At 58.9% G+C, this 20,886-nt stretch carries 21 protein-coding genes; 15 read left to right on the forward strand and 6 right to left on the reverse strand.

Features of this window, described 5'->3' with window-relative positions:
* The first annotated feature begins 26 nt into the window (after positions 1–26).
* A complete protein-coding gene (locus KGB23_RS20215; RefSeq protein WP_008152515.1) occupies positions 27–458 on the forward strand; it encodes an OsmC family protein in 432 nt (143 codons plus the stop codon).
* A 190-nt stretch (positions 459–648) separates the two neighbouring features.
* Positions 649–882: a DUF1161 domain-containing protein gene (locus KGB23_RS20220; protein WP_150657845.1), complete on the forward strand. Its 234-nt coding sequence runs from the start codon at positions 649–651 to the stop codon at positions 880–882.
* 6 nt (positions 883–888) lie between these two features.
* Here KGB23_RS20220 and KGB23_RS20225 read toward each other — a convergent pair whose 3' ends face one another.
* Both KGB23_RS20225 and KGB23_RS20230 read right to left on the reverse strand, forming a co-directional pair.
* The gene (locus tag KGB23_RS20225; protein ID WP_150657844.1) at positions 889–1,311 is read right to left on the reverse strand and encodes a hypothetical protein; all 423 of its coding nucleotides are present in this window, start codon (positions 1,309–1,311) and stop codon (positions 889–891) included.
* A 41-nt stretch (positions 1,312–1,352) separates the two neighbouring features.
* A complete protein-coding gene (locus tag KGB23_RS20230; RefSeq protein ID WP_223432332.1) occupies positions 1,353–1,775 on the reverse strand; it encodes a hypothetical protein in 423 nt (140 codons plus the stop codon).
* A 59-nt stretch (positions 1,776–1,834) separates the two neighbouring features.
* Here KGB23_RS20230 and KGB23_RS20235 point away from each other — a divergent pair, with 59 nt between their 5' ends.
* Positions 1,835–2,911 carry an aminopeptidase gene (locus tag KGB23_RS20235; RefSeq protein ID WP_223432333.1) on the forward strand — a complete coding sequence of 359 codons (1,077 nt, stop codon included), beginning with the start codon at positions 1,835–1,837 and terminating at the stop codon, positions 2,909–2,911.
* 112 nt (positions 2,912–3,023) lie between these two features.
* Here the strand turns inward: KGB23_RS20235 and KGB23_RS20240 are convergent, their stop codons facing one another.
* Both KGB23_RS20240 and KGB23_RS20245 read right to left on the reverse strand, forming a co-directional pair.
* Complete coding sequence (locus KGB23_RS20240; RefSeq protein ID WP_223432334.1) at positions 3,024–3,674, reverse strand: HAD family hydrolase; 651 nt, start codon at positions 3,672–3,674, stop codon at positions 3,024–3,026.
* 26 nt (positions 3,675–3,700) lie between these two features.
* A complete protein-coding gene (locus KGB23_RS20245) occupies positions 3,701–4,246 on the reverse strand; it encodes a gamma carbonic anhydrase family protein (protein WP_223432335.1) in 546 nt (181 codons plus the stop codon).
* A gap of 62 nt (positions 4,247–4,308) precedes the next feature.
* Here KGB23_RS20245 and prlC point away from each other — a divergent pair, with 62 nt between their 5' ends.
* The gene (prlC, locus tag KGB23_RS20250; protein WP_223432336.1) at positions 4,309–6,387 is read left to right on the forward strand and encodes an oligopeptidase A; all 2,079 of its coding nucleotides are present in this window, start codon (positions 4,309–4,311) and stop codon (positions 6,385–6,387) included.
* Complete coding sequence (locus tag KGB23_RS20255; protein WP_129439613.1) at positions 6,384–6,671, forward strand: YheV family putative zinc ribbon protein; 288 nt, start codon at positions 6,384–6,386, stop codon at positions 6,669–6,671. The genes prlC and KGB23_RS20255 overlap by 4 nt, the downstream gene beginning before the upstream one ends.
* 173 nt (positions 6,672–6,844) lie before the next feature.
* Here KGB23_RS20255 and KGB23_RS20260 read toward each other — a convergent pair whose 3' ends face one another.
* Positions 6,845–7,489 carry a tyrosine-protein phosphatase gene (locus KGB23_RS20260; RefSeq protein WP_223432337.1) on the reverse strand — a complete coding sequence of 215 codons (645 nt, stop codon included), beginning with the start codon at positions 7,487–7,489 and terminating at the stop codon, positions 6,845–6,847.
* Between the two features lie 299 nt (positions 7,490–7,788).
* On the opposite strand from KGB23_RS20260, the gene KGB23_RS20265 reads away from it, so the two are divergent.
* The 6 genes from KGB23_RS20265 to KGB23_RS20290 all read left to right on the forward strand — a co-directional run bounded on the left by KGB23_RS20265 (position 7,789) and on the right by KGB23_RS20290 (position 15,357).
* Complete coding sequence (locus KGB23_RS20265; protein WP_150657837.1) at positions 7,789–8,529, forward strand: gluconate 2-dehydrogenase subunit 3 family protein; 741 nt, start codon at positions 7,789–7,791, stop codon at positions 8,527–8,529.
* Between the two features lie 2 nt (positions 8,530–8,531).
* The gene (locus KGB23_RS20270) at positions 8,532–10,316 is read left to right on the forward strand and encodes a GMC family oxidoreductase (RefSeq protein WP_223432338.1); all 1,785 of its coding nucleotides are present in this window, start codon (positions 8,532–8,534) and stop codon (positions 10,314–10,316) included.
* Positions 10,317–10,328: 12 nt separating this feature from the next.
* A complete protein-coding gene (locus KGB23_RS20275; RefSeq protein WP_223432339.1) occupies positions 10,329–11,633 on the forward strand; it encodes a c-type cytochrome in 1,305 nt (434 codons plus the stop codon).
* A 70-nt stretch (positions 11,634–11,703) separates the two neighbouring features.
* Complete coding sequence (locus tag KGB23_RS20280) at positions 11,704–12,762, forward strand: PA0069 family radical SAM protein (protein ID WP_201184450.1); 1,059 nt, start codon at positions 11,704–11,706, stop codon at positions 12,760–12,762.
* Between the two features lie 243 nt (positions 12,763–13,005).
* Complete coding sequence (locus KGB23_RS20285) at positions 13,006–13,737, forward strand: carbonic anhydrase (protein ID WP_223432340.1); 732 nt, start codon at positions 13,006–13,008, stop codon at positions 13,735–13,737.
* Positions 13,738–13,827: 90 nt separating this feature from the next.
* Positions 13,828–15,357 carry a SulP family inorganic anion transporter gene (locus tag KGB23_RS20290; protein ID WP_223432341.1) on the forward strand — a complete coding sequence of 510 codons (1,530 nt, stop codon included), beginning with the start codon at positions 13,828–13,830 and terminating at the stop codon, positions 15,355–15,357.
* 44 nt (positions 15,358–15,401) lie between these two features.
* Here KGB23_RS20290 and KGB23_RS20295 read toward each other — a convergent pair whose 3' ends face one another.
* Positions 15,402–16,052, reverse strand: coding sequence for a hypothetical protein (locus KGB23_RS20295; RefSeq protein WP_046044861.1), 651 nt, complete (start codon positions 16,050–16,052; stop codon positions 15,402–15,404).
* Positions 16,053–16,423: 371 nt separating this feature from the next.
* Here KGB23_RS20295 and coxB point away from each other — a divergent pair, with 371 nt between their 5' ends.
* The 4 genes from coxB (at position 16,424) to KGB23_RS20315 (ending at position 20,885) form a co-directional block, all read left to right on the forward strand.
* The gene (coxB, locus tag KGB23_RS20300; RefSeq protein WP_223432342.1) at positions 16,424–17,551 is read left to right on the forward strand and encodes a cytochrome c oxidase subunit II; all 1,128 of its coding nucleotides are present in this window, start codon (positions 16,424–16,426) and stop codon (positions 17,549–17,551) included.
* An 82-nt stretch (positions 17,552–17,633) separates the two neighbouring features.
* Positions 17,634–19,226, forward strand: coding sequence for a cytochrome c oxidase subunit I (ctaD, locus tag KGB23_RS20305; RefSeq protein WP_008152477.1), 1,593 nt, complete (start codon positions 17,634–17,636; stop codon positions 19,224–19,226).
* A gap of 180 nt (positions 19,227–19,406) precedes the next feature.
* Positions 19,407–19,964, forward strand: a complete 558-nt coding sequence (locus tag KGB23_RS20310) for a cytochrome c oxidase assembly protein (RefSeq protein ID WP_150657828.1) — start codon at positions 19,407–19,409, stop codon at positions 19,962–19,964.
* A 33-nt stretch (positions 19,965–19,997) separates the two neighbouring features.
* Positions 19,998–20,885 carry a cytochrome c oxidase subunit 3 gene (locus KGB23_RS20315; RefSeq protein WP_150657827.1) on the forward strand — a complete coding sequence of 296 codons (888 nt, stop codon included), beginning with the start codon at positions 19,998–20,000 and terminating at the stop codon, positions 20,883–20,885.
* The last annotated feature ends 1 nt before the right edge of the window (position 20,886 follow it).

Raw genomic sequence — 20,886 nt, forward strand, 5'->3', positions numbered from 1 at the left:
TCGTGCCGGATCTTGAGGAGGCAGACATGGCTATTACGAAGAAAGCATCGGCTCACTGGGAAGGTGACCTGAAAACCGGTATCGGCTCGATTTCCACGGAAACCGGTGTCCTCAGAGAAGCACCCTACGGCTTCAAGGCGCGTTTCGAAGGCGGCAAGGGCACCAATCCGGAAGAGCTGATAGGAGCAGCGCACGCGGGCTGCTTCTCCATGGCGTTTTCGATGATTCTCGGCGATGCCGGTCTCAAGGCTGACAGCATCGATACCAATGCCGAAGTCACCCTGGACCAGGTGGACGGCGGATTCGCGATCACGGCAGTGAAATTGATCCTCAAAGCGAAGATTCCTGGGGCGACTCAGGCTCAATTTGAGGAATTGAGCAATAAAGCCAAAGAAGGCTGCCCGGTATCCAAAGTGCTGAATGCGAAAATCAGTCTGGATGCGACGCTGGTCAGCTAAATTCCCGTTGACGCGAAAAGATCGCAGCCTTCGGCAGCGCCTACATGGGATTGCAATACACCTGTAGGAGCTGCCGAAGGCTGCGATCTTTTTTGTACGGAAACAAAACCTGGTTAGCGAGATTGTGGTCGAATAAATGACAGCAGCTAAAACGCATCATCGTGCGCGCTGCCTCAAAGGAGCTTCAACCATGAAACGTTTTGCCTTGGCAATTATCTGTTGCGCGCTGGCCACATCGGCCCTGGCGGCACCGAAATCCTGTGAAGAACTCAAGGCCGAGATTGAAGCCAAGATCCAGGCCAATAACGTCTCGTCCTACACGCTGGAAATCGTCACCAACGACGAAGTACACGATCAGAATATGGTCGTTGGCTCGTGCGAAGGCGGCACGAAGAAAATCATCTACCAGAAGAACGACCGCTGATTCACCTCACATGAGGCAATAGGACTCTCGATCTTCAGCGACAATCTCCCGCTTGGCGTTGTACAACCGGGCGCCGGGAGTAAACGCTATCGACTGGCCTACCAGCACATAACGTTGGCCGGCTTCGAAATGATCGTAGTTGATGGTCAGGTAGCACAAGCGTTCCGAGGGACCGTTCATCATGCTCAGGCCCCCACCACCGGGCACTTCAAAGTCGAATCGAACGATCAGCTCATGGCTACCGGGGGTGACCTGGAAAAAACGCCCGTCACGCAATCGCTGATTGTCCAGTCGTTCGGCCATCAGCAATTTATCGTTGGGGAATGGCGTAGAAAACTCGACCCACGCCATCTGCGGATTAACCGCTGGCAACGGACTCTGACAGCCAGCAACGATGCTTGCAGCAAGTAACAGCGTTAACCTGCGCATGATGATCTTTCTCAAGGACTAGTCCTTTAGAATAACGCCGATCAGATGCGTTGGCAGCCTGCCGGTACACCCTGGCCAATCACTTTTCGCTGCTGATCATAGAGCTTTGCCCACGGCCGAAAACCGATATTTCCTGCTTTCAGCTGATACCGCTCGCCGGCATTGAAGTCGTTGAATTTCACGTTTAGCTGACAGTCTCGCCACAGTGGTTCGGCGTCGGGTCCGATGTTGCTTGGCGCGACCGGGAATTGGTAACGAACCGTCAGTTCATGGCTACCCGGCTGAACCTCGAAATAGCGCTTGTCGGTGGCGGCCTCGTCATCGACTTCCAGCGCTTGCAGCGCGGTGTCTTCCTGCTTCGACTCCAGATCGATCCACGCTTGAGCCGGATCATGGCGGGGTAATCCGAATCCAGCACAACCTGCCAGCATCAACAGGCTTCCTGTCAGCATCAACATGCGCATAGCGGAGCTCCAGTCAGGCGGGATAGTCTTGCGGGCAGACTCTCCAGGGATGATTCATTTTGATCAGGCCGCTTCCAAGCCTTGGGTTACTTGATCGCGTTTTACGCATTTTGTTTCCGGGTGTGTTGTTTTTGTTTCTCAACGGTTGCGCCGGCGTCAGCTATTACGGCCAATTGGCCAGTGGTCAGCTGCAATTGCTGCGGGCGCGGGAGCCGGTTTCCAGAGTGATTGCCGATCCGGGTCGCGATCCGCTATTGCGTGCGCACCTGACTCAATCGCAAAAGGCCCGCACCTTCGCCAGCCAACAGCTGCAGCTGCCGGATAACCAGAGTTACCGTTTGTACGCCGACATTGGCCGGCCGTTCGTAGTCTGGAACGTGTTTGCCACGCCGGAATTTTCCCTGACACCGCAGAACCATTGCTTTCCGATCGCCGGCTGCGTCGCCTATCGCGGTTACTACAGTCAGAGCGCGGCCCGCGGTGAAGCGGCGTTGCTACGATTGCAAGGTATGGACGTGTCGATCGGCGGCGTCGAGGCTTATTCGACGCTCGGCTGGTTCAACGATCCGATTATCAGTTCGATGATGGCCTGGGGTGACGAACGAGTGGCCACGCTGATCTTCCATGAGCTGGCGCATCAACGTTTTTATGTGAAGGACGACACCGAGTTCAATGAGTCTTTCGCCACCTTCGTCGAACAGGAAGGCACCCGCCAATGGCGTGCATTCCGCGGCCTGGCGTCGGACAGCGGCGCGCAGGTGCAGCAACGGGACCAGTTCATTCAATTGGTTCTGGATACCCGCACGCGACTTGAACGGCTGTACACCCTGCCCCTGCCCGCCGACCAGATGCGCCAGCGCAAAGCCGACGAGTTCGAACGATTGCGGGGTGAATACCGGCAGCTGCGCGACAGCCAATGGGCTGGGGACAAACGCTATGACGCGTGGATCAATGCGCCGATGAACAATGCCCGGCTGTTGCCATTTGGGCTGTACGACCAATGGGTGCCGGCGTTTGCGGCGTTGTTCAGGCAGGTAGGTGGGGATTGGGTGAAGTTTTATGCGGCAGTCGAGCAGCTTGGCGCGTTGTCGGTTGCAGAACGAAAAGCCACGCTGAGGAAGCTGACAGACAAATAATGTTGTGGCGAGGGAGCTTGCTCCCGTTCGGCGGCGACGCCATGTGGTACCTGCCGATTTTGGGGCCGCTCCGCGACCCAGCGGGAGCAAGCTCCCTCGCCACAATTTAGTATCAGCCCCGCAAAAACGCCTGATGCATCTCTTCCAGCGTTTCGAAGTGCCAGGTCGGGGCTTCAGCGCTCAACTCTTCCCGGCTTCCGAAACCATAACCAACAGCCGCTGCATCCAGCCCATTGCTGCGCGCACCGATCAAATCGTGTTTACGATCGCCGATCATCAGGGTGTTGGCCGGGTCCAGGCCTTCTTCGGCCATCAAGTGGGCGATCAGCTCGACTTTGTTGGTCCGGGTTCCATCCAGTTCGCTGCCATAGATCACTTTGAAGTGCTTGGCGAAGTCGAAGTGCCGGGCAATTTCCCGGGCGAAAATCCACGGTTTGGACGTTGCGATGTACAGCTGTCGCCCTTGCCCTCCGAGGGTTTCCAGCAATGGTGTGACGCCGTCGAACACGCGGTTCTCGTACAGGCCGGTGACCTTGAAGCGTTCGCGATAGAAGTTCACCGCTTCCCACGCCTTGGGCTCGTCGAAGTCGTAGAACTGCATGAACGCCTGCAATAACGGCGGGCCGATGAAGTGTTCAAGTTTGGTCAGGTCGGGCTCATCGATGCCCAGTTTGCTCAAGGCGAACTGGATCGAACGGGTGATGCCCTCGCGTGGATCGGTCAGGGTGCCATCGAGGTCGAACAATACGGTTTGGTAATGCATGTTGAATCCTGAATAAGGGCGCAGGGTCAGAGCGGGTCGTAGCCTTCGGCCAGATGCAAATTCTTGAGCTTCACGTAGTTCGCCGCGCTGTAGGTGAAAAAGGCTTTTTCTTTATCAGTCAGTGGCCGGACCTGTTTCACCGGGCTGCCCACATAAAGGAAGCCGCTTTCAAGGCGTTTGCCCGGCGGTACCAGGCTGCCAGCACCGATAATGACGTCGTCCTCGACCACCGCACCGTCCATGACGATGCTGCCCATGCCGATCAGAATCCGACTGCCCACGGTGCAGCCGTGGAGCATGACTTTATGCGCGATGGTCACATCGTCGCCAATCAGCAACGGAAAGCCATCGGGATTGAACGGCCCGGCGTGGGTGATGTGCAGCACACAGCCGTCCTGCACGCTGGTGCGCGCGCCGATACGGATGCGGTGCATGTCGCCACGAATCACCGTCAGCGGCCACACCGAGCTGTCTTCGCCGATTTCAACGTCGCCGATCACCACCGCCGAACCGTCGACAAAGGCGCCTTTGCCCAGTAGCGGCGTGTGGTTCTGATACTTGCGAAGGGTCACGATAGGCTCTCTCTCTTTTGCTGATAGCTGCGGTGAGCGTCGATTGTAATTAAGATGGCGCAATGTTTCTTCCAGCCAAGGTGCCAAACGTGAGTGTGAACAACCCTCTTTTGCAGTCCTACGACCTGCCGCCGTTCTCGGCGATCCGGGCCGAACACGTGCAACCGGCCATCGAACAGATCCTGGCTGACAACCGCGCCGCCATTATCGAGATCCTCAAAACCCAGGGCAAACAACCAACCTGGGCCGGCCTGGTGCTGGCAATGGACGAGCTGAATGATCGACTGGGCGCCGCCTGGAGCCCGGTCAGCCACCTGAATGCCGTGTGCAACAGCGCCGAATTGCGCGAAGCCTACGAGTCCTGCCTGCCGGCCTTGAGCGCCTACTCCACCGAATTGGGCCAGAACCGCGAGTTGTTCGAGGCGTTCGAAGCGCTGGCCAACAGCCCCGAAGCTGCCGGTTTCGAGGTGGCGCAGAAAACTATCCTGGAACACTCCCTGCGTGACTTCCGCCTGTCGGGTATCGACCTGCCGGAAGCCGAACAAAAGCGTTACGCCGAAGTGCAGAGCAAATTGTCGGAGCTGGGCAGCCGCTTCTCCAACCAATTGCTCGACGCCACTCAGGCCTGGACCAAACACGTCACTGACGAAGCTACCCTCGCCGGCCTGACCGATTCGGCCAAGGCGCAAATGGCCGCGGCTGCACAGGCCAAAGGCCTGGAAGGCTTCCTGATCACCCTGGAATTCCCGAGCTACTACGCGGTGATGACCTACGCCCACGACCGCTCCCTGCGCGAAGAAGTCTACGCCGCCTACTGCACCCGTGCGTCGGACCAAGGCCCGAATGCCGGTCAGAACGATAACGGCCCGGTCATGGAAGAAATCCTCGACCTGCGTCAGGAGCTTGCAAAACTCTTGGGTTTCGCCAGCTTCTCGGAGCTGAGCCTGGCCACCAAAATGGCCGAATCCAGCGATCAGGTGCTGAGTTTCCTGCGCGATCTGGCCAAGCGCAGCAAACCATTCGCCGCCCTGGATCTGGAACAGCTCAAGGCGTACGCCGCCGAACAAGGCTGCCCGGACCTGCAAAGCTGGGACAGCGGTTTCTACGGTGAAAAGCTTCGCGAGCAGCGCTACAGCGTCGCCCAGGAAACCCTTCGCGCTTACTTCCCGATCGACAAAGTGCTGGGCGGTCTGTTTGCTATCGTCCAGCGTCTGTACGGCATCGAAATCGCCGAACTGAAAGGCTTCGACACCTGGCACCCGGATGTTCGCCTGTTCGAAATCAAGGAAAACGGCCAGCACGTCGGCCGCTTCTTCTTCGACCTCTACGCCCGCGCCAACAAGCGTGGCGGTGCCTGGATGGACGGCGCCCGCGACCGTCGCCGCACGATCAGCGGCGTATTGCAAAGTCCGGTGGCGAACCTGGTGTGCAACTTCACCCCGGCCGACAGCGGCAAACCAGCGCTGCTGACCCACGACGAAGTGACCACCTTGTTCCACGAATTCGGTCACGGCCTGCATCACCTGTTGACCCGCGTTGAACACGCCGGCGTATCCGGCATCAACGGCGTGGCCTGGGATGCGGTCGAGCTGCCAAGCCAGTTCATGGAGAACTGGTGCTGGGAGCCGGAAGGTCTGGCGCTGATCTCCGGTCACTACGAAACCGGCGAACCGCTGCCTCAGGACCTGCTGGAGAAAATGCTCGCCGCGAAGAACTTCCAGTCCGGTCTGATGATGGTCCGCCAGCTGGAGTTCTCGCTGTTCGACTTCGACCTGCACGCCACCCACGGTGACGGCCGTAGCGTGGCGCAGGTACTTGAAGGTGTGCGCGACGAGGTGTCGGTGATGCGTCCACCGGCCTACAACCGTTTCCCGAACAGCTTCGCCCACATCTTCGCCGGCGGTTACGCGGCGGGTTACTACAGCTACAAATGGGCGGAAGTGCTGTCGGCGGATGCCTTCTCGAAATTCGAAGAAGAAGGCGTACTCAACGCCGAGACCGGCCGCGCCTTCCGCGAAGCGATCCTGGCGCGCGGTGGCTCCCAGGAACCGATGGTGCTGTTCGTCGACTTCCGCGGACGCCCGCCGTCGATTGACGCACTCTTGCGCCACAGCGGCCTGAGTGAGGTCGCGGCAGCATGAGCGAGGGGCCTGTGAAGACGAAAAAACGCTTTATCGCCGGGGCAGTCTGCCCGGCCTGCAGCGAGCCGGACAAGTTGATGATGTGGAACGAAGACGAAGTCCCGCACCGCGAGTGCGTGGCCTGCGGTTATTCCGATACGTTGAATGAACAAGGCCTGTCCGTGCCCAAGGAATTGGGCACGCGGGTCAACACCTCGGCGCTGAAGGTGCCGGACGCCAAGGTCCAGGCCGTGCAGTTTTTCCCGAACCCGAAGCTGAAGAAAAAGCCTGACGAGCAACACTGAGCCAACACCACCTTCCACTCCTGAATGGATTGGAAGGTGGTATCTATCTACCACCTTTCCCCTGCGCTTCCTTTATAGGCTGACCACATTCAGCCTTTACTCAAGGAAGACGCCATGCCCGACACCAATCCGCTTTTACAGGCCCAGAGGCCGTTGCCCGCTGACGCAACGGTTTACTCGATGTGGGCCGATTTGAACCAGCTCTTCATCGAACAACTGGCGAACGGACTCGTGCTGCAATCGCCGTTGGCCAGCGCGGTGCGGAGCTTGTCGACATCGGCCTGCATCATGTAACGGATGCCGTCCTTGAAATGAGTGCTGTCACCAAAGCCGCCCTGGGTCATTTCGTTCAGGGCGTCTTCCTTGCTCCAGCCCTGCACCACGACCCGGTACATGGCCGCCATCAGGCCCGTGCGGTCCGAACCATGTTTGCAGTGCATCAGCACCGGTCCCTTGGCTTCGGCAGTCTGGATCGTACGAAGGGCTTTGAGTACATCCGCGTCATCCACATGGTTGGTGCGATATGGCAGCTGTACTTGTGCGATACCTGGCGTCGCCAACCAGCTTGAATCCGACTCGGGCAGGAACGTGATAACCGTCCCGACCTTGAGTTTTTCCAGTAACGGCACGGCGCCTCTGTCGGGCAATGCGCTGCGATAGAGCGTCGGGGACATTTTGAAGAGGTTGTATTGCACCTCGACCGATTGAGCCCACTCCGCAGGTCGGGGCAACGCACTGTCGTCGGCAAGGGCCAGCGTCAGGTTCAAAAGTGCGGCCAGCGACAGGCAGATCGCTGGGATGCAACGCGATAGAGACATGCTCGGGGTGACCGTTCAGGAAGAATCGGGAAGATGACGCCCAGCTTCAACCCCGAGCAGTCAAAGGCCTGTGACCCCTCTGTCAAAGAATCGTGAATCAGCCGATCGCTTTCGTCGCAAAACCGAGGTTTTTTAGCTGAATCGGTTCATCTTTATGCTTAGCCTGCTACCATTTGTTTCTCCATATTACCGATGCGCCCTATTGCTCCCCGCTTGGTGGCGATCTGCATCGGTGCCAAAACGAAAAGTCGTCCTGCGAGACGGCTGAAAAACCGCTATGCCTGATGAGGTGCCACCCTATGTCCGATCAAGATCGAGACAACCCGCGGCGTGAGTTTTTGCGCAAATCCCTGACCTTGATCCCGGTGGTCACCGTTGCCAGCACCGGTCTGGGCAGCACGGTCCTGATGGCCGCGCCCGAAGCAGCCCCGGCCAGTTCCGGCAAAGCGCCGGTCAGCACCAGCACCTATGAACCCAGCTACTTCACCGCCGAAGAATGGACGTTTATCCAGGCGGCTGTCGCCCAGCTGATTCCGAGCGATGCCCAAGGGCCAGGCGCCCTGGAAGCCGGTGTGCCCGAATACATCGACCGCCAGATGAACACACCTTACGCAGCCGGCGCACTGTGGTTCATGCAGGGACCATTCAACGCAGACGCTGCTCCGGAAATGGGCTGGCAGAGCAAACTGGTGCCCAAAGAGATTTATCGCCTGGGCATCGCCGCGACGGATGCTTGGTCGAAAGCATTCAACGGTAAAGTATTTGCCGAGCAAGACAGCGCTACCCGAGACGATTTGCTCAAGCAACTCGAGGTCGGAAAACCTCAGTTCGACAGTGTTCCAGCGAAGATTTTCTTCAACCTGCTGCTGCAAAACACCAAAGAAGGGTTCTTCTGCGACCCGATTCACGGCGGCAATAAAGGCATGGTCGGCTGGACCATGATCGGCTTCCCCGGCGCCCGCGCCGATTTCATGGATTGGGTGGAACGCAACGAGCAATACCCCTTCCCGGCAGTTTCGATTCGCGGCGAGAGGGCGTAAGCATGGCAACGGTAATGAAGAAGGTCGACGCAGTGATCGTCGGTTTTGGCTGGACGGGCGCGATCATGGCCAAGGAGCTGACAGAAGCAGGCCTGAATGTGCTGGCGCTGGAGCGCGGGCCGATGCAGGACACTTACCCCGACGGCAACTATCCGCAGGTGATCGACGAACTCACCTACAGCGTGCGGAAAAAACTCTTCCAGGACATTTCCAAAGAGACCGTGACCATTCGCCATAGCGTGAATGACATCGCGCTGCCGAACCGCCAACTGGGCGCCTTCCTGCCCGGCAATGGTGTCGGCGGCGCCGGTTTGCACTGGTCCGGCGTGCACTTTCGGGTCGACCCGATCGAGTTGCGCATGCGCAGCCATTACGAAGAACGCTACGGCAAAAGCTTCATCCCCAAGGACATGACCATCCAGGACTTCGGCGTCAGCTATGAAGAGTTGGAACCGTTTTTCGATTACGCCGAGAAGGTTTTCGGCACGTCGGGTCAAGCCTGGACGGTGAAGGGTCAGTTGGTCGGCGAAGGCAAGGGCGGCAACCCGTATGCGCCGGATCGTTCGAATCATTTCCCGCTGGAATCGCAGAAGAACACTGTCTCCGCACAGCTGTTTCAGAAAGCGGCGACCGCTGTGGGTTACAAACCCTACAACCTGCCCTCAGCCAATACGTCAGGCCCCTACACCAACCCCTACGGCGCTCAGATGGGCCCGTGCAACTTCTGCGGTTTTTGCAGCGGCTATGTCTGCTACATGTATTCCAAGGCATCACCGAACGTAAACATTCTGCCGGCGCTCAAACCGCTGCCCAATTTCGAGCTGCGGCCCAACTCCCACGTACTGCGGGTCAATCTCGACAGCACCAAGAGCAAGGCGACAGGCGTGACCTACATCGACGGTCAGGGCCGGGAGATCGAACAGCCGGCAGATCTGGTGATCCTCGGTGCCTTCCAGTTCCACAATGTGCGGCTGATGTTGCTTTCGGGTATCGGCAAGCCGTATGACCCGATCAGCGGCGAAGGCGTAGTCGGCAAGAACTTCGCCTACCAGAATATGGCCACCATCAAGGCCTACTTCGACAAAGACACCCACACCAATAACTTTATTGGTGCCGGCGGTAACGGCGTGGCGGTGGACGACTTCAACGCCGACAACTTCGATCACGGGCCCCATGGCTTCGTCGGCGGCTCGCCGATGTGGGTCAACCAGGCCGGCAGCCGACCGATCGCAGGCACATCCAACCCGCCGGGCACCCCGACCTGGGGCAGTGCCTGGAAACGTGCCACCGCCGATTACTATACCCATCAAGTGTCGATGGATGCCCACGGCGCGCATCAGTCCTACCGCGGCAACTACCTCGATCTGGACCCGGTGTACCGCGATGCCTACGGCTTGCCGCTGTTGCGGATGACCTTCGACTGGCAGGAAAACGACATCAAGATGAACCGCTTCATGGTCGAGAAAATGGGCAAGATCGCCGAAGCGATGAGCCCCAAGGCCATCGCCATACTGGGCAAGAAGGTTGGCGATCACTTCAACACCGCGTCTTACCAGACCACCCACCTCAACGGTGGCGCGATCATGGGCACCCATCCGAAAACCAGCGCCGTGAACCGTTACTTGCAGAGCTGGGACGTACATAACGTTTTCGTCCCCGGAGCGTCAGCTTTCCCACAAGGTCTGGGCTACAACCCTACCGGCCTGGTGGCAGCTTTGACCTACTGGTCGGCCCGGGCGATCCGCGAGCAGTACCTGAAAAACCCCGGCCCGCTGGTTCAGGCTTAAGGAACGATGACCATGAAAGCACTTGTTATCGCGACCCTGGCGCTGCTCGGTTGTGGCTCGATCAACGCCGCAGAAATCGATCAAAACCTGATCAAACAAGGCGAGTACCTCGCCCGCGCGGGTGACTGCGTGGCGTGCCATACCGCCAAGGACGGCAAGCCGTTCGCCGGCGGCCTGCCGATGGAAACGCCGATCGGGACGATCTACTCCACCAATATCACCCCGGATAAAACCGGCCTGGGCGACTACAGCTTCGAGGACTTCGACAAAGCCGTGCGCCATGGCGTCGCCAAAAACGGCAGTACGTTGTACCCGGCGATGCCCTATCCGTCCTACGCCAGCGTCAACGAAATCGACATGAAGGCCTTGTACGCCTACTTCATGCACGGCGTGGCGCCTGTCGCTCAGGAGAACCAGGCCAGCGACATTCCCTGGCCTTTGAGCATGCGCTGGCCGCTTGCGGGCTGGCGCTGGATGTTTGCCCCGGCCGTGGCGGACTACAAAGCGGCACCCGACGAAGATGCCGTGGTCAGTCGTGGGGCTTATCTGGTGGAAGGCCTCGGACATTGCGGCGCGTGCCATACGCCGCGTGCCCTGACCATGCAGGAAAAAGCCCTGAGTGCCGGTGAAGGCAGCACATTTCTGTCAGGCAGTGCGCCGCTTGAAGGCTGGATCGCGAAAAGTCTGCGCGGCGATCACAAAGACGGCCTCGGCAGCTGGAGCGAAGAACAACTGGTGCAGTTCCTCAAGACCGGTCGCAGCGATCGTAGCGCGGTGTTTGGAGGCATGAGCGATGTGGTGACGCACAGCATGCAGTACATGACCGACAACGATCTGACCGCGATTGCCCGTTACCTCAAGTCATTGCCGGCGAATGATGCCGACGACCAGCCGCACCAGTACGACAAACAGATCGCACAGGCGCTGTGGAACGGGGACGACAGCGCGCCCGGCGCTTCGGTGTACATCGACAACTGCGCGGCCTGTCACCGGACCGATGGCCATGGCTACACCAAAGTGTTCCCGGCGCTGGCGGGCAACCCGGTGTTGCAGTCGGAAGATCCGACGTCGCTGATCCACATCGTGCTCAAGGGCGGTACGCTGCCGGCGACCCACATGGCGCCTTCGACCTTCACGATGCCCGGGTTCGCCTGGCGTTTGTCGGATCAGGAAGTGGCGGATGTGGTGAGTTTCATCCGCGGCAGCTGGGGCAACGGCGGCTCGCTGGTCAAGGCGAGCGAAGTGGCGAACCTGCGCACGAATGAATTGAAGACCACGTTGAGCGACGACCTGGGGCAAGTTACCCAGAAGAACTGACTGCCCAGCGGCACTAGCCAGATGAATAACGCCTCTATACTGTATATAAAAACAGTACAGAGGCGTTTTCATGTCCACCCCTCTTCCCCCACGCGGACGCGGCACCGCCACCAACCCGCACAACCGTTTCGCGCCGAATCGCTCGGTGGCCGAGGATGACGGCTGGTATCAAGAAGCGCCGATCACCCAAGGCACCGAGGTGCGCATCGAAACGGCGAAAACCATCATCACTCGCAACAACTCGCCGGACTTGCCCTTCGATCGTTCGATCAATCCCTATCGCGGCTGCGAGCATGGCTGCATCTATTGCTATGCGCGGCCCAGCCACGCTTATTGGGACATGTCGCCAGGGCTGGATTTCGAAACCAAGCTGATCGCCAAGACCAATGCTGCCGATGTGCTGGAAGAACAACTGTCCAAGCGCGGCTATCAATGCGCGCCGATCAATCTGGGCTCCAATACGGACCCTTATCAACCGATCGAACGCGAACACAAAATCACCCGCAAAACCCTCGAAGTGCTGCTGCGCTATCGCCATCCCGTGACCATCATTACCAAGGGCTCGCTGATTCTTCGGGATCTGGACCTGCTGGTCGAACTCGCCGAGCAAAGGCTGGTGGCGGTGATGATCAGCCTCACCACCCTGGACGACGAGCTCAAACGCATCCTCGAACCGCGCGCCGCTGCACCCAAGGCTCGGTTGCGGGCGATCCGCGTGATGCGTGAAGCGGGAATTCCGGTGGGCGTGCTGTGCTCGCCGATGATTCCGATGATCAACGACAGTGAACTCGAAAGCCTGCTCACCGAAGCTCATGCCGCGGGGGCGCAAAGTGCGGCCTACATGATGCTGCGCTTGCCATTGGAAGTCGCGCCGCTGTTCGAAGAATGGCTGGCGGCCCACTATCCTCAGCGTGCCGCTCATGTGTTGAGCCTGATTCGTCAGAGCCGTGGTGGCGAGCTCTACGACAGTCGCTTCGGTGCCAGGATGCGTGGCGAAGGGCCGTTTGCCGATCTGCTGGCGCAACGCTTTGCCAAAACCATCAAACGCCTGGGGCTCAATCGTCGGGAAGGTTTCAATCTGGACTGCGAAGCCTTCTGTCCGCCGGGTCGCCAGATGTCGTTGATTTGAGGACAATTGGCCTATGGTTGAGTAGAGTGAAATGCACTTTGCCACTACGCCGGTCACGTTTTTTGTGACCTGGAACACACGTTCTAGAGCGTTTTATTCAGTTTGAGTTAAGTTTCGGCCGCTACCTTGTTCATCGAGTGACTGACGGGTCGAGATTCTCGGCCTGGATGTTTTTTAAACAGCCACTGGCTTCACACCGGACAAAACGGGAAAATTCCCTGACTCCGCCAAAGAGGATGAATCATGAGTGACAAGGATAAACAGCCGTTGGCTGCGTCGGCTTCCGCCCAACCGGAGGTGGAAACCGCCGATGCAGCGCTGCAGCATATCGTTGACGGCTTTTTGCATTTTCATCACGAGGTTTTTCCACAGCAGGAAGAACTCTTCAAAAAACTCGCCACGGCCCAGAGCCCCAGAGCGATGTTCATCGCCTGCGCCGATTCGCGCATCGTTCCTGAGCTGATCACCCAAAGCGCCCCCGGCGATCTGTTCGTCACCCGTAACGTCGGCAACGTTGTGCCGCCTTATGGGCAAATGAACGGCGGTGTTTCCACGGCGATCGAATACGCCGTTTTAGCCCTCGGCGTGCAACACATCATCATCTGCGGGCACTCCGACTGTGGCGCGATGCGCGCAGTGCTCAACCCGCAAAGCCTGGAAAAAATGCCGACGGTCAAAGCCTGGTTGCGTCATGCCGAAGTGGCAAAAACCATGGTTCAGGAAAACTGCCATTGCGCTGACGAAAACGAAAGCATGCACGTCCTCACCGAGGAGAATGTGATCGCACAGCTGCAACATTTGCGCACGCACCCGTCGGTAGCCTCGCGCATGGCCAATGGTCAGCTGTTTATCCATGGCTGGATCTACAACATCGAAACCAGCGAAATAAGAGCTTACGACGCGGACAAGGGTTGTTTCCTGCCGCTCGATGGCAGCCATCCGATTCCGGTGGCGACGCCCAAAGCGCGCTTCTAAATCTTCCTAAATTACTGTGTGGTTTAGCCGAGGCTGCTGATCAAGCAGCCCGGCTTCGCCACGCCTGAAGAAAACTTCGGGAGAGTCACCATGCGTGCTGCTCAACTTAAAGCTGTTCTGCCACGGGAGCTGCTGGCGTCCGTGGTTGTGTTTCTCGTCGCCCTGCCCTTGTGCATGGGCATCGCCATCGCCTCGGGGCTGCCGCCGTCCAAAGGCTTGATCACCGGGATCATCGGTGGCCTGGTGGTGGGCTGGCTTGCCGGTTCGCCACTGCAAGTCAGCGGCCCGGCGGCCGGTTTGGCTGTTCTGGTGTTCGAACTGGTACGCCAGCACGGCATCGACATGCTTGGGCCAATCCTGTTGCTCGCCGGTTTTCTGCAACTGGTGGCTGGGCGTTTGAAACTGGGCTGCTGGTTTCGGGTCACGGCGCCTGCGGTGGTGTACGGCATGCTCGCCGGGATTGGCGTGCTGATTGTGTTGTCACAGGTGCATGTGATGCTCGACGCCGTGCCCAAGCCTTCCGGGCTGGATAACCTGGCAGCCTTCCCGGCTGCCGTCTTGCAGGCCTTGCCGTCCTTGGGTTGGCAAGCCGGTTTGCTCGGACTGTCGACGATTGCGGTGATGTGGTTGTGGGAGAAATTCCGCCCCCATTCCCTGCGCTTCATTCCCGGCGCACTGCTGGGTGTAGGCCTGGCGACCGTCGCCAGCCTCGTGCTCGCCTTGCAGGTCAAACGAGTGGAAGTGCCGGCCAACCTGGCGGAAGCCATCGACTGGCTGAAACCCGCAGATTTACTCAACCTGGCTGACCCGACGCTGCTCATTGCCGCATTTGCCGTGGCGTTTATCGCCAGCGCCGAAACCCTGCTCTCGGCTGCAGCGGTGGACCGCATGCACAGCGGCCAGCGCTCGGACTTCGACCGGGAATTGTCGGCTCAAGGCGTCGGTAACATGCTCTGCGGTCTGCTCGGCGCGCTGCCGATGACCGGCGTGATCGTGCGCAGTTCGGCCAACGTCCAGGCCGGCGCCACCACGCGACTGTCGACGATCTTCCACGGCCTGTGGTTGCTGGCTTTCGTGTTGCTGCTGTCCAGCGTGCTGCAAAGCATTCCGGTGGCGAGCCTGGCGGGTGTTCTGGTTTATACCGGTTTCAAACTGGTCGACCTCAAGGCCTTCCGCGGTCTGGGCCGTTATGGCCGGATGCCGATGTTCACCTACGCGGCAACAGCCCTGGCGATCATCTTCACCGACCTGCTGACCGGCGTGTTGATCGGCTTCGGCCTGACCCTGGCCAAACTGGCCTGGAAGGCTTCGCGGCTGAAAATCAGCCTGATCGATCTACCCAAGGACGGCGAAATGGAACTGCGATTGACAGGTGCAGCGACCTTTCTCAAAGTGCCGGCGCTGACCCAGGTGCTGGGGACCATTCCGGCAGGCGCGACGGTGCATGTACCGCTCAATAACCTGAGCTACATCGATCACTCGTGTCTGGAGTTGCTGGAGGAATGGGGTCGGGCCAATGCGGCCAAGGGATCAAAACTGTTGATTGAAGCGCGGGGGTTGAAGCGCAGGTTGGAAGGACGATTGCGGACCACGACGGGCGTCGGTTCCGCAGCCGCTTAAAAAAATCGCAGCCAATAGGCTGCGATTTTTTTATGGGCAACGAATCAAGCGGCTGGCTGATCCAGTTCCAGGCCCACGCCTAACCGACGCGACATGCACGGCCAGCGCTTCCACGCAGCGCCAGTGTCCGGGCTGCTTAGCTTTCCACGGTAGGCTTCCACCGACTCCAGCGCGAAGCTTTCGTCGTCGAGCATCTCGTCCACGGCGTGATGTACAGCCTCATCCAGTTGGTTGGCAAACTCCTCACCGATCAGTTGGTGGGCAATCAGGTTGGCGACAGTCATGTCCAAGGGGATCAGTGGCTGGCCAAAATGCTTGATGTACAGGTCGTTGACCTCTTCGACAAAACGGTGCGCCAGATAGGCTTCGTCCAGCAGGCTGTCGAGCCCGATGTGCCCAGCCATTATCGTCGGCGGCTGGAGGAAGTACTGTTCGGCAATTTTCAGCACCGGTTTGATCTGTGACTCGATACCCGCTTCCCTGGCAACTTCATTGGCTGCATCCAGCAGATCAGGAACTTCATCGATGTAGGCGGCGACAAAACGCGTCAGCACACCATTGGCGTCCGCTTCCGGCAATTGGATGGATGGGTGTAGATGAGGCAGTTTGCTTTCCAGCTGACGAGTCAGCAGGCCGGTTTCGGCTTCGTGTTGTTGGGCTTTTTGGATCTGCTCGCGCAATGCGGCGGTGTTCATGAAAACTCCAGGAAACAAAGGCAATGAAATAGGGAAGACATAACTTAGCTGGCATACGAAAAATGCTAAGACGCATTTGTCATAATTATTTCATCCTTGAGACATCAAAGTTATATCGGTTTGCCACCACTCGTCTGCATCCTTCTCCATTCGAGCCCTGGAACGCAAGTCCCAGCTGTTTCAGATGATTTACGCCCTCACATTGCGAGGTGGCAGTCGCTGTCTATACTCGGGTGGGAATGGAGTTAGCTGATGACGCCCGACTGCACACGCAGCAAGGCTCGGCGATTCAAGTTCGTAGTCTGAAAAAGCCGCTCCCTTGCCGCAGGTGAAAGCCGGCGGGATAAAAAGAACTATAAGGGGAACCCGCAATGATGCGACATCCACATGTCTGGATGGGCCTCCTGTTGTGGTCGATTTTCAGTCAGGCGCAAGCGGCCTGGACTGTGAATATGGCGCCTGGAGCGACTGAAATCAGTCACGCAGTATTTGACCTGCACATGACCATTTTCTGGATCTGTGTAGTGATCGGCATCATCGTCTTCGGCGCCATGTTCTGGTCGATGATTCTCCACCGCCGCTCGACCGGGCAGGTGGCCGCAAAATTTCATGAAAGCACCACCGTTGAAATCCTCTGGACCATCGTGCCCTTCCTGATCCTGGTGGCCATGGCGGTTCCCGCGACCGCAACCCTGATCAAGATGTACGACGCCAGTGAGCCGGATATCGATATCCAGGTCACCGGCTATCAGTGGAAGTGGCACTACAAATACCTGGGCCAGGATGTCGAGTTCTTCAGCAACCTGACCACGCCCGCCGATCAGATCCACAACAAGGAAGCCAAGAGCGAGCACTACTTGCTTGAGGTCGATAAGCCTTTGGTGCTGCCGATCGGCGCCAAGGTGCGTTTCCTGGTGACTTCCGCCGACGTCATCCATTCCTGGTGGGTGCCGGCTTTTGCGGTCAAGCGCGATGCGATTCCGGGGTTCGTCAACGAAGCCTGGACCCGCGTCGACAAGCCCGGCCTCTACCGCGGTCAATGCGCCGAATTGTGCGGCAAGGACCACGGCTTCATGCCGATCGTGGTCGAGGTCAAGGAAAAGGCCGATTACGAAAAATGGCTGGCCGAGCGCAAGGCTGAAGCCATGCAGCTCAAAGAGCTGACCAGCAAGGAATGGACCCTCGACGAGCTCAAAGAGCGCGGCGACAAGATCTATCACACCACCTGCGTCGCCTGTCACCAGGCCGAAGGTCAGGGCCTGCCGCCGATGTTCCCGGCGCTCAAGGGCTCGAAAATCGCTACCGGACCGATCAAGGATCACTTGGGCATTGTCTTCCACGGCAAGCCCGGCACCGCGATGGCGGCGTTCGGCAAGCAACTCTCGGAAGTCGATATCGCAGCGGTCGTGACCTACGAACGTAACGCTTGGGGCAACAACAAGGGCGACATGGTCACCCCTAAAGAAGTGCTGGAGCTGAAACAGGCGGAAAGCAAATGACCCGGTCTATTGCGCACGTAAGGAACCCGTCGGGGCATCGCGCCCCGGTCTGCCCAGCCCATCTGTTTGCAGGAGACAGGACATGACTGCTGTCGTCGATGACCATGTTCATACCGGCACCGCCCACGCCCATGGCCCCGCCAAAGGCCTGATGCGCTGGGTGCTGACCACCAACCACAAGGATATCGGCACGCTGTACCTGTGGTTCGCGTTCTCCATGTTCTTGCTCGGCGGCTCGTTCGCGATGGTGATTCGTGCCGAGTTGTTCCAGCCGGGACTGCAAATCGTCCAGCCGGAGTTCTTCAACCAGATGACCACCATGCACGGTCTGGTGATGGTCTTCGGTGCGGTGATGCCGGCGTTCGTCGGCCTCGCCAACTGGATGATCCCGTTGATGATCGGCGCGCCGGACATGGCCCTGCCACGGATGAACAACTTCAGCTTCTGGCTGTTGCCGGCGGCGTTCATCCTGCTGGTATCGACCCTGTTCACCCCCGGTGGCGGACCGAACTTCGGCTGGACGTTCTACGCCCCGCTGTCGACGACCTACGCGCCGGAAAGCGTGACCTTCTTCATCTTCGCCATCCACTTGATGGGGATCAGTTCGATCATGGGGGCGATCAACGTGATCGCGACCATCCTCAACCTGCGCGCCCCCGGCATGACGTTGATGAAAATGCCGCTGTTCGTCTGGACCTGGCTGATCACCGCGTTCCTGTTGATCGCGGTGATGCCGGTGCTGGCCGGTTGCGTGACCATGATGCTGATGGACATCCACTTCGGCACCAGCTTCTTCAGTGCCGCCGGTGGCGGAGACCCGGTGTTGTTCCAGCATGTGTTCTGGTTCTTCGGTCACCCCGAGGTGTACATCATGATCCTGCCGGCCTTCGGTGCCGTCAGCTCGATCATTCCGGCCTTCTCGCGCAAGCCGCTGTTTGGCTACACCTCGATGGTCTATGCGACGGCGAGTATCGCGTTCCTGTCGTTCATCGTCTGGGCGCACCACATGTTCGTGGTCGGCATTCCGTTGGTGGGCGAGTTGTTCTTCATGTACGCCACGCTACTGATCGCCGTACCCACCGGAGTCAAGGTGTTCAACTGGGCCAGCACCATGTGGCAAGGCTCGCTGACCTTCGAGACACCGATGCTGTTTGCGGTGGCGTTCGTGATCCTGTTCTCCATCGGCGGGTTCTCCGGGCTGATGCTGGCCATCGCCCCGGCGGACTTCCAGTACCAGGACACCTACTTTGTGGTCGCGCACTTCCACTATGTATTGGTACCGGGGGCGATCTTCGGGATCTTCGCCTCGGCCTACTACTGGATGCCGAAATGGACCGGCCACATGTACGACGAAACCCTCGGCAAGCTGCACTTCTGGCTCTCGTTCATCGGTATGAACATGGCGTTTTTCCCGATGCACTTCGTGGGGCTGGCGGGCATGCCGCGGCGGATTCCGGACTACAACCTGCAATTCGCCGACTTCAACATGGTGTCGTCGATCGGCGCGTTCATGTTCGGCGCCACGCAGATCTTCTTCCTGTTCATCGTGATCAAGACCATCCGTGGTGGCCCGCCAGCACCGGCCAAACCGTGGGATGGGGCCGAAGGCCTGGAATGGAGCATCCCGTCACCGGCGCCGTATCACACCTTCACCACGCCGCCGGAAGTGAAATGAACAGCCTTAACTTTGTGGGAGCGAGCTTGTGTGGCGAGGGAGCTTGTCGAATCGTCGCACCGTCCCGCTGGGTCGCGAAGCGGCCCCAAAAGCTTTGCGTCTGCTTCGCAGCCGAGCGGGAGCAAGCTCCCTCGCCACAAAGGCCTGCTCCTACCGAGTTATGCGTAGAGGTTGGAAACCATGGCTGACTCAATTTCTTTGAAGAAACTGGTCACGCGCCTGCTGCTGGTGGTGGTGGCGATGTTTGTCTTCGGGTTTGCCCTGGTGCCGATCTACGACGTGATGTGCAAGGCGTTCGGCATCAACGGCAAGACCGGCGGGCAGTACGAGGGCGAGCAAACGGTCGACACCTCGCGGCAGGTCCGCGTGCAGTTTCTGTCGACCAATTCCGCCGACATGTCCTGGGACTTCTATCCCAAGGGCGATGAACTGGTGGCGAATCCGGGAGCGGTGAACGAGATGATCTTCATCGCCCATAACCCGACCGATCGCCCGATGAGCGCCCAGGCAGTTCCGAGCATCGCGCCCAGCGCCGCGGCGGCGTACTTCCACAAGACCGAATGTTTCTGCTTTACCCAGCAAGTGCTGCAGCCCGGTCAACGGATCGAGATGCCGGTACGTTTCATCGTTGACCGTGACATGCCCAAGGATGTGAAGCACCTGACGCTTTCCTACACGCTGTTCGATATCACCGCACGTCATCCACCCGCGGCTGTTGCTGCAAACACCGGTGGCTAGGCGTTAAAGCGTGCCCGATAAGGAGAACAATAAATGGCAACTCATGAACATTATTACGTTCCGGCCCAGAGCAAGTGGCCGATCATTGCCACGGTCGGTATGTTCGTCACCGTGTTCGGCCTGGCCACCTGGTTCAACGACCTGAAGGCGGCGCGGCCGGAGTCCCACGGCCCGTTGATCTTTTTCGTCGGTGGCCTGCTGCTGGCCTACATGCTGTTCGGCTGGTTCGGTACGGTGATCAAGGAAAGCCGCCAGGGGTTGTACAGCGCGCAGATGGATCGCTCGTTCCGCTGGGGCATGAGCTGGTTCATCTTCTCGGAGGTGATGTTCTTCATCGCGTTCTTCGGCGCGCTGTTTTACGTGAGAAACATTTCCGGCCCGGCGCTCGGGGGTGAAGGGGTCAAAGGCATCGCTCATATGCTTTGGCCGAATTTCCAGTTTGCATGGCCATTGCTGCATACCCCTGACCCGAAACTCTTCCCGCCGCCCAAGGAAGTCATCAGCCCCTGGGGCCTGCCGCTGCTCAATACCGTTCTGCTGGTGAGTTCCAGCGTCACCGTGACCATCGCCCACCACGCCTTGAAGAAAGGTCATCGCGGCGCGCTGAAAATCTGGCTGGCGCTGACCGTGTTGCTGGGCTGCGGGTTCCTCGGCTTTCAGGCCGAAGAGTACATCCATGCTTACCACGAACTGGGCCTGACGCTGGGTTCGGGCATCTACGGCGCGACCTTCTTCATGCTCACCGGCTTCCACGGCGCCCACGTGACCATCGGCACCATCATCTTGTTTGTGATGTTGATGCGGATCATGCGCGGGCACTTCGACGCCGATCATCAGTTCGCGTTTGAAGCGGCGAGCTGGTACTGGCACTTCGTGGACGTGGTGTGGATCGGTCTTTTCGTTTTCGTCTACGTGCTCTGAG

This window comes from Pseudomonas sp. GL-B-26 (assembly GCF_019947405.1).
Lineage (GTDB): Bacteria > Pseudomonadota > Gammaproteobacteria > Pseudomonadales > Pseudomonadaceae > Aquipseudomonas.